Source organism: Azospirillum sp. UFLA03-27 (assembly GCF_059803775.1).
The window spans coordinates 1-7,580 of sequence record NZ_JAUQTX010000292.1; the positions used below are offsets into that span (position 1 = coordinate 1).

A 7,580-nucleotide genomic window follows, 5' to 3' on the forward strand; every position below is an offset into this window, starting at 1 on the left:
GTGTATAAGAGACAGGCCCGCAACCGGGCGCGGCCCCGCCCGGCCCGTCCGGCGGCTCCCAGGGCGGCTTCCGGGGGCGGCTGCACGCCGCTGCCGAACAGGGGCGCGCTCCGGCTTCACCGGCCGGCGAGACCATTGCGCTGCCCCACACCGGCGTCAACCCGCTGGCCGCCGCCGCGGCTCCGCTCCTCGGCCTCGTTTCCCGCCTGCGCACGGCCAGCATGTCCGTGCCGATCGAGCAGGTGCGCGCCCAGACCGTCGCCGCGCTCCGGGACTTCGAAGGCCGTGCAACGGCTCAGGGAACCCCGCGGGAGACGGTGCGGACCGCGCATTACGCGCTCTGCGCGACCATCGACGACATCGTGCTGAACACCCCCTGGGGCAACCGCAGCCCCTGGGCCGCTGCCAGCATGGTCAGCAGCTTCCACAACGAGGTGACCGGCGGCGAACGCTTCTACCGGCTGCTGGAACCCCTGATGCGCCAACCGGCGGCCAACCGCGACCTTCTGGAATTGCTGTACCTCTGCCTGTCCCTTGGGTTCGAGGGGCAATACCGCCTGTCGCCGCGCGGCCAGTCGGAGCTGGCGCGCACCCGCGACACCGTCTACCGGTCCATCGCCGAGCTGCGCGGGACGAGCGAGCGCGACCTGTCCAGTCGTTGGCGTGGGGTCGCAATGCCCCACCGCACGACCTCCACGGGCGTGCCCTTGTGGGTGATCGGGGTGGGTGCCGCCGCCCTGCTGCTGGCCGCGCATGTCGGCTTTTCCTTCGCGCTCAACGACCGCACCGACCAGACCTTGGCCGAGCTGGTGCGGCTGCCGCCGCGCTCGCCCCCGCAACTCAGCCGCCCGACGGCGGCCTCTCAGGCCAGCGTCTCCGCGCCACCGGCCGAGCGCCCCGCCGATCCAACTCCGCGGCCATCGCAGAGGATCGCCACTCCCACGCCGCCTCCCCCCTTCGCCCAGATCCGCGGCTTCCTGGAGCCCGAAGTCCGGCAAGGGCTTGTCAGCCTGCACGACGCGCCGGACGGGCTGGTGATCCGCATGCGCGCGGGCAGCATGTTCCGCTCCGGCAGCGCCTCGGTCGAGAAGCAGACCTATGCGCTGTTGGACCGCATCGGACAGGCACTGGAGGGGGAACCGGGCTTGGTCCAGGTGGTCGGCCACACCGACAACGTTCCGATCCGCACGGTCCGTTTTCCGTCCAACTGGCACCTGTCCAAGGCGCGGGCCGAAGCGGTGCGCGACCATCTGGCAAGGCTGATGTCAGCCCCCGCCCGCCTGTCCGCGGACGGCAAGGCCGATCTGGAGCCCGTCGCGTCGAACAACGACGCCGAAGGCCGCGAGGAGAATCGCCGCACGGACATCCTCATTCGGGCTGAAAGCCCGCCCGCTGTGGCAAACCGATGAACCGCGGACCGCTGAACCACGCCCCCACCCATTCCCCAACGGCTGGGTGCGGCATTGCAAAGGGTCACGGATGATGGGCCGCCTTGCCTCCACGTTGCGTTCCCGATGGTTCTTCTCCCTGCTCGGGGTGGCCCTGCTGGGTGCGCTCCTGTGGTTTGCCGGTCCGCTGATCGGCGTTGGCGATGCGCGCCCGTTCGAAGACGACGCGGTGCGGCTGGCGATCATCCTGGTCGCGCTGCTCGCCTGGGCGGCGGCGCTCGCCCTCGCCGTCCTGCGCAAGCGGCGGCGCGCGGCGGCGATGGTCCAGGGCATCGCCGCGCTCTCCCCGGACGAACCGGCCGTCGCCACCGCAGACGAGATCGCCACGCTTCAGGAGCGGCTGAACGACGCTCTCGACCGGCTGCGCCGCAACGGCAAGGGCGCCGGCGCGATCTACGACCTTCCCTGGTACGTGCTGATCGGTCCGCCGGGGTCGGGGAAAACGACGGCCTTGCTGAACGCCGGCCTGCGCTTCCCGCTCGCCGCCGACAACGGGTCGGCGTCGGTGCGCGGAGTCGGGGGCACCCGCAACTGCGACTGGTGGTTCGCGGACGAGGCCGTCCTGCTGGACACCGCCGGCCGCTACACCACCCAGGACAGCCATGCGGCGGTCGACGCGGGCGCATGGCTCGGATTTCTCGACCTGCTGAAGCGCACCCGCCCCCGCCAGCCCATCAACGGCGCCCTGGTCGCCATCAGCTTGGCGGAACTCGGCGCCGCGAGCCCCGCGGTCCGCAACGCCCACGCCGCCGCCGTCCGCCAGCGTCTGAACCAGCTGTATGAGCGGCTTGGCGTGCGGCTCCCCGTCTATGTGCTGTTCACCAAGCTCGACCTCGTCGTCGGATTCACCGAATTCTTCGCCGATCTCGGCAAGGATGAGCGGGAGCAGGTGTGGGGCGTCACCCTGCCCTTGGAGGAGGCGAGCCCGCTGGACCGCCTGCCCGCCGACCTCGACGCCCTGACGGAGCGCCTGCAGACGCGCGTGCTGGAGCGCCTAAACGCCGAATCGCTTGCCGAGCGCCGCAACCTGGTTTTCGGTTTCCCGGCGCAGTTCGCGTCGCTGAAGGAGCCGGTCGGGGACTTCCTGACCGCCGTCTTCCAGCCGTCCCGGTACGAGCCCAGGCTGATGCTGCGCGGCGTCTACTTCACCAGCGCGACGCAGACCGGCGCGCCCATCGACCGCCTCATGGCGGCCATGGCCGGCACGTTCGGCCTGACCGCTCCGGCCCCGGCCGGCGCCGGTCCGAGCGGGCGGAGTTTCTTCCTGACGCGCTTGCTGCGCGAGGTCGTGTTCGGCGAAGCCGGCCTCGTCGGGCGCGATCCGCGGGTGGAGAAGCGGAACCGCCGGGTCCGTCGCGGCGCTTGGGCGGCGGCGGCCCTGGTGACGCTGGCCGGCATCAGCGCATCGGCTCTCAGCTACCAGCGGAACACAGCCCTGGCCGAGCGTGTGGAAGCGGAACTCGACAGGACCAGGGCGCTTCTCGGCACCTCGGACGGCAATCCGCCGATGCTGGGCGAGCAGGATCTCATCCTCGACATACTCGACCGGTTGCGCGGACTCACCGTCGGGACGGAGGGGATGGCGGGGCCGACGCCCGTGTCCATGCGCTTCGGCCTGCACCAGGGCGACAAGCTGTCCCCCGCCGCGGACGAGGCGTATCACCGTGCGCTCGACCATCTTTTCTATCCGCACCTGCTTCTGTTGATGGAGTACCGTTTGCGCGGCGCCATGGACCGCCCGGACCTGCTCTATGAGGGATTGAAGGCGTATCTGATGCTCGGCGGGGTCGGGCGAAAGGACGGGCCGACGCTGGATGCGGCGCTGGTCAAGGAATGGATGGCGCTCGACTGGGCCGCCACCTACCGGGGCACCGACAGCGAATCCGTGCGGTCACGACTGGCGGCCCACCTCGACACTCTTCTGGCGAAGCCGCCGATGGCCCTTCCTCTGGACGAGCCGCTGGTGGCCCAGGTCCGCGCCACGCTGCTGCGCGAGTCTCCATCCGCGCGGGCCTACCGCATCGTCCGCCGTGCCGCCGAGGAGAAGGCGCTTCCGGAATGGCGCGTCATCGACCATGCGGGCCCGGCCGGCGCGCAAGTCTTCATCCGCCAGTCCAACCAGCCGTTGACGGCGGGAATGCCAGGCCTGTTCACCCACAAGGGCTTCCACGAGGCGTTCCTGCCCAATCTCGGGCGCGTTGCGGAGCGCATCGCCGGGGACGCCTGGGTGCTGGGACCGCAGACCGCGGCCGCCGGCCGTGACGGCGTCGCGCGGATTCAGGGCGAGGTGCTGACCCTCTATTACAACGAGTTCGCCCGGAACTGGGACGGGTTGCTGGCCGACCTGTCGCTGGCGCGGTTCCGCAGCATGGACGAGGCCGCGACCGTTCTGAACGCCGCGGCCGGTCCGATGTCTCCCGTCCGCACGCTGGTCCAGGCCGTGGCCCGCGAGACGGACCTCGCCACGGCGCCCCCGGCGGCCAACCCCGTCGATGCCGCGCAGCAGGCCGCGGGCCAGACCCAGGCCGGGCAACGGCTCGCCGGGCTGGCGGAACAGTTCGGGTTGAAAACGGGCGGCAAGCCCGGCCAACCGGTCAGCGACCGCTTCCAGACCTTGCGCGATCTCGCCTTCGGCCGCAGCGGCGGACCGGCGGGCCTGGACCAGGTGCTGGCCTCCCTCGACGGCCTCTACCAGCAGGTGAGCCGCGTGGCCGGCCTGCCGGGCCAGGGAGAGGGCGACAAGGCCGCCGCCGTGCGCCTGGGCCAGCAACTCGCCGCCACCGCCGCGACCCTGCCGGAGCCGCTGCGAAGCTGGATCGGCGGCATGGGGCAGCAGACGTCGGTCGCGGCGCTGGGCAGTTTGCGCACGCAGATCAACACGGTCTGGCAAGCCTCCGTGGTGCCTTTCTGCGAGCGCGCGGTCAAGGGACGCTATCCGCTGCAACTAAGCAGCCGGAACGAGGCGGCGGTGGACGACTTCGCCCGTCTGTTCGCGCCGAGCGGCCTGATCGACAGCTTCTTCAACGCGAACCTGAAGCCGTACGTGGACACCACGCGCCAGCCCTGGCGTTGGCAGCGCATCGGCGGCATGGACTTGGACCTGTCCGAACCGGTGCTGGAGCAGTTCCGCCGCGCCGCCACCATCCGCGAAGCCTTCTTCGCAACGGGCAGCCCCCGCCCGGACGTCAAGTTCACGCTCACGCCACGCACCATCGATCCGCGGATCGAGACGGTGGAGATCGATCTGGAAGGGCAGCTCGTCACGTTCCAGGCCGGCGTCAACCGGGGCGTTACGGTGCAATGGCCGATGCCGATCAGCACCAACGTTTCCGCCGTGACCTTCGTTGCCGGCGGCACCACCGACACCCCGAACAAGGTTCAGGCCCGCAGCGCCAGCGGCCCCTGGTCGGTCTTCCGCCTGTTCCGAGAGGCGCGGTTCGAGCCGCGCGGACCCGACCGCGCCATCGTCACCTTCGCCGCCGGCGGCATGTCGGCTTCGTTCGAGCTGCGCGCGAGCAGCATCGTCAATCCCTTCTCACTGCCCGACATGGAGCAGTTCCAATGCCCTCCGAACCTTTGAGCGGCTTTTTCGGAAAACTGCCGGCGCGCGGAGATTTCGTGGCGCGGTCCCTGCCGCCGGGCTTTCGAGAGGTGTGGGACGGTTGGCTGTCACGGGTCGTCGCGGACAGCCGGTGTTGGCTGGACGGGGGTCCGGAGGAGCGCTGGGGGCGTGTCTTCGCGGCCGCTCCCGTCTGGCGTTTCGCCCTGGGTCCGGACGTGGCCGGCCCCCAGGCCCTGTGCGGTCTCCTCGTTCCGAGCATCGACAACGCCGGGCGCGCGTTCCCTCTGACCCTGGTCGCCGTATCGAGCGATGGCGCTGGCAGCGGCTGGTTCGACCATGCCGAGGCCACGCTGCTCGATGTCCTGGACCGGGGCGGAGAACCGGAGGAGCTGGCCGCCGCCCTGACAAACCTTCCATCGGCGCCACACATGGCCGAAGCGGGCCAGTCCTGGTGGTGGATTGCGGATCGTCCGCCCACGGTCCACACCGGGCTTCCGGACTCGCAGGCCTTTGTCGCCATGCTCACCGGAGGGGCCGTCCTGTTTCCCATCCGCTCCGCCGCCGCGACCGATCCCGGAACCGTTCGAACGCGGAACGAGGATGCCATGCTCGACCGCCCGGACCTGGGTCTCTGGGCCGTTGCCGATGGGCTGGGGGGACTGGACGCCGGAGATCGGGCGAGCCGGCTGGTGATCGGCCGGCTGGGCGCCCTCGCCCCCGCCACATCGGCGCAAACCCTCCTCCACGACGTCGGCCGCATCCTGCGTTCGGCCAATGCGGAGTTGCACGACGCGCCCACGGCGATGGCCTGCACCCTGGTGGCCCTGCTGGTATTCGGGCGGCATTTCGCCGCCGTCTGGGCCGGCGACAGCCGGCTTTATCGGCTGAGGGCCGGAGTGCTGGAGCAGCTCACGACCGACCACAGCGTCGTCCAAGCCATGGTCGAAGCCGGTGACCTCGCCTCGTGCGATGCCGCGCACCACCCTCGCGGCAACGAAGTCACCCGCGCCGTCGGCGCGGCGGACACCCTGTTCCTGGACGTCATCCAAGGCGAATTGGCCCCTGGCGACCTTTTCCTCCTGTGCAGCGACGGATTGACCAAGGTTCTGCCCGACGCGGACATCGGCCGGATCGCCGCAAGCCAGCCCGTGGACCGTCTTCCTGCGCAACTGGTCGGCATCGTGCGGGAGATTGGTGCCCCCGACAACATCACCGTCGTCGCGGTGGAGGTTGCCTCACCATGACCAAGCCCGCCGCGCGCAGCACCGACATGCACTTGTGCCCCATGTCAACTCCGGCGGTGGTGCCGGTTCCGCATGTGGGCGGACCGATCGTCGGCCCCGGCGCGGTCAACGTCCTGATCGGCGGCCTGCCCGCCGCGCGTATGGGCGATCTCGCGGCCTGCGTCGGCCCACCGGACACCATCGCCGGGGGCAGCGCCACGGTCCTGGTCGGCGGCAGTCCGCAAGCACGAATGGCCGACCCAACGCTGCACGGCGGTACGATCATGGTCGGGCTTCCAACCGTGCTGATCGGAGGCTGAGGCTGATCCTTGAGCTGAGCTGATGTGGTGGACGGCCCTTCGACCTTTTTGACTCGGTCGCAAGCTGATGCCGTTGAAGAAACCAGCTCAGAGGGGCGTCGATGGATGAAGTGGTGACGATCGGTCTGGATTTGCCAAGAACGTTTTCCAGGTCCATGGGGTTGCGACATGCCCCGCGCGTACATGGAGATGATCTTCTCATCGAAGCCGGGAAATCGGCGCTGGTACTTGGCGATGAGCGCCGGATCGAACGTTCCCGTTCGGTCGCGTGGAATGGCCAGTTCCATCGATCCGCCCTCGGTCAGCACGGTCTTGCGGCCGTAGCGGTTGCGACGGTTGCCGCTCTCGTCACCGGCCAAGTGATGATCCAGTTCCGCCTTCAGCGCCCGCTCCGTCAGTGCCTTCTTCAACTGGTCGAGCAAGCCGTTCGGATCGAACGCCGTCTTGGCGTCAGCACCAGCCCGCAGTTGGTCGAGAATCGCGTCCGGGATAACGGGCTCTTTGCGTCGTACCATGCAGGGGCTCCCTTCGCTTCAGGATAACCCCGCCGAGCACGAAATTCCGGATACTCCCCCAACATGCGCAAAGTCGAAGGAAACTGTCCGGCGCCTTTATCAACCAAAGACAGCTACGACGGAGCGGATGCTGATCCCGCCGTCCTTGGTCCGCCGGAGTTGGCGCCCGACCGCGTAACGAAAGACGGCCGGAAGCTGGAGGGCTGGGGGAACACCGGACCAAAGGGTTTGGATCACCGTCCGCCCCTTGAGGGTCCGGCGCTGGGCCTGACCCGCCATCGTGCGTTGGGACCAGCGGAAGCCGATCTCGCCAAAATACAGGTCGGCGTGGTCGGGGCTGATGTGATGGAAGACACCGGCGATCGTGCGCCGGACACGATCGTGGAAGCCCTCGGCCGAGTTGGCATGCACGCTGCCGCGAACATACTCGCGCTGTGAGTGTCTGTTTGTAGACGTCAGGCGCTGCAGTCCTGGGCGGTCAGCCGCCGCAGACGCCTGGACAGGATGGAAAC

The 7,580-nt window shown here is 69.4% G+C and carries 5 protein-coding genes and 1 pseudogene; 4 read left to right on the top strand and 2 right to left on the bottom strand.

Annotated elements, in window-relative coordinates; translation table 11 throughout:
- Positions 1 to 140: 140 nt before the first annotated feature.
- The 4 genes from icmH (at position 141) to Q4I23_RS28390 (ending at position 6,553) form a co-directional block, all read left to right on the top strand.
- Positions 141 to 1,409: a type IVB secretion system protein IcmH/DotU gene (gene icmH / locus Q4I23_RS28375; protein ID WP_498528429.1), complete on the top strand. Its 1,269-nt coding sequence runs from the start codon at positions 141 to 143 to the stop codon at positions 1,407 to 1,409.
- A 73-nt stretch (positions 1,410 to 1,482) separates the two neighbouring features.
- Positions 1,483 to 5,028, top strand: coding sequence for a type VI secretion system membrane subunit TssM (gene tssM, locus Q4I23_RS28380; protein ID WP_498528425.1), 3,546 nt, complete (start codon positions 1,483 to 1,485; stop codon positions 5,026 to 5,028).
- Positions 5,010 to 6,254 carry a type VI secretion system-associated protein TagF gene (gene tagF, locus Q4I23_RS28385; RefSeq protein ID WP_498528426.1) on the top strand — a complete coding sequence of 415 codons (1,245 nt, stop codon included), beginning with the start codon at positions 5,010 to 5,012 and terminating at the stop codon, positions 6,252 to 6,254. The genes tssM and tagF overlap by 19 nt, the downstream gene beginning before the upstream one ends.
- Positions 6,251 to 6,553 (top strand): PAAR domain-containing protein, encoded by a 303-nt coding sequence (locus Q4I23_RS28390; protein WP_498528427.1) that lies wholly within the window; start codon positions 6,251 to 6,253, stop codon positions 6,551 to 6,553. The genes tagF and Q4I23_RS28390 overlap by 4 nt, the downstream gene beginning before the upstream one ends.
- A 164-nt stretch (positions 6,554 to 6,717) precedes the next feature.
- On the opposite strand, the pseudogene Q4I23_RS28395 reads toward Q4I23_RS28390, so the two are convergent.
- Together Q4I23_RS28395 and Q4I23_RS28400 are read right to left on the bottom strand one after the other, a co-directional pair.
- Positions 6,718 to 7,068 (bottom strand): annotated as a pseudogene (locus tag Q4I23_RS28395) (transposase); the annotation flags it as partial.
- A 99-nt stretch (positions 7,069 to 7,167) separates the two neighbouring features.
- On the bottom strand, positions 7,168 to 7,580 hold a 413-nt coding region (locus Q4I23_RS28400), incomplete at its 5' end, for a transposase (RefSeq protein WP_498528428.1).